Origin of the sequence: Candidatus Magnetobacterium casense (assembly GCF_019173545.1) — a bacterium.
Classification (GTDB): Bacteria; Nitrospirota; Thermodesulfovibrionia; order Thermodesulfovibrionales; family Magnetobacteriaceae; genus Magnetobacterium; species Magnetobacterium cryptolimnobacter.
Window position 1 is genome coordinate 1 of sequence record NZ_JABXWD010000722.1, and the last position, 1,234, is coordinate 1,234.

Here is a 1,234-nt window from a genome sequence, read left to right on the forward strand (position 1 = left end):
GATATGGGGGGAATGTACGTACTGCATACTCCCCCTTGCCAGCCTTATCGGCAGGAGACTATGCCTACCTCGGAAAACGCAGCACTCATGTCGCAGGGTGACCTAGAAGACCTCGTGTTGCAATATGTGAATTCAAGGGAAAGGTAGGCCAGCGTATGTATGTAGTAGAGGCCAAACGGAAGGACTGGGGCCATGCGAAACAAGGACTGCTGGATGCTTGGGTGTTTGGGTATCCCTTGTTGGCAGGGGCATGGCTGGATGCCGATAGGGTGGCCAAGCTCTACTATACCGAAGGCCCAAAGAAACTTGCGGAAGAGTGCGATGGGGAGTTCACCCTTATCTTTAGAGAAGTCCAGCAGAAGGGGCAGGACGAGACCCACGATGTCTGGACTATCTGCACCAGCCGTTACGGGATGTACAGCCCCTGGCATGACAAAGACTACGTGATCTCCCCTAACCTCGGAGATTTCATAAACGGGAAGAGTAAACTAAACCCCCAGACAGCCCTGGAGTACCTGAGTTTCGGCTATGGCACAACGGCATTCACCGTCAGCGGGATGTCCCATATTGAAGGGGTTAGGCAATTCCCCCCTGCCACCATAATCAAGATAGAGGGTGGGCAACCCGTATCACAGGAAGCCTACTGGAAGCCTTTCCATGCCATCACTGAAGAACGGATAGATAAACAGTGGGCCAGGGAGAGGTTTAATAAGCAAGTGGAACAGGCGCTGGAAAGTAGTCGGGCGGCTATCCTGCCCATCACGGGGGGTAAAGACACACGTACCCTGTTATCGGCCTATGTCATGAACGGCTCTAAACCCAGCAGGGCATGGACGCACGTGGGTGACAAGAAAGATACGGCCATTGCTGCCCATATCTGTAAGCACTATCATATCCCCCACATCATCTATGATGACAACTCCTACGATGACATGGACTTCATGGACGGCATGGTGTCAGGCGTGTCCTACAGGCACATGAATCGGAGTGCCCAGATAGAGTTTGGGAAGGGTGATGGGGTGATGATCCTTGGCACTACGGGGAATGAGATATGGAGGGCGAGGTTGACCATCCCGATTGTGAAGGAACTCCAGAAGAGAGACCGTGCCAGGGCCATCATGGTAGCCCTTTGCACCTCCATCTATTTCCCGCTTCTCCCCCTTGTCTACACCTTTGACCCAGAGTATGAGGTGGTGAAGATTGTGGATGGGCTGTTGAGTCAGGCCCCCAAGTG

1 protein-coding gene is annotated in these 1,234 nt (G+C 53.3%); it reads left to right on the top strand.

Translation table 11 applies throughout. The features are described from left to right. Positions 1–155: 155 nt before the first annotated feature. A partial coding sequence (locus HWQ67_RS19070; protein WP_218254277.1) for a hypothetical protein occupies positions 156–1,234 on the top strand: 1,079 nt, incomplete at its 3' end.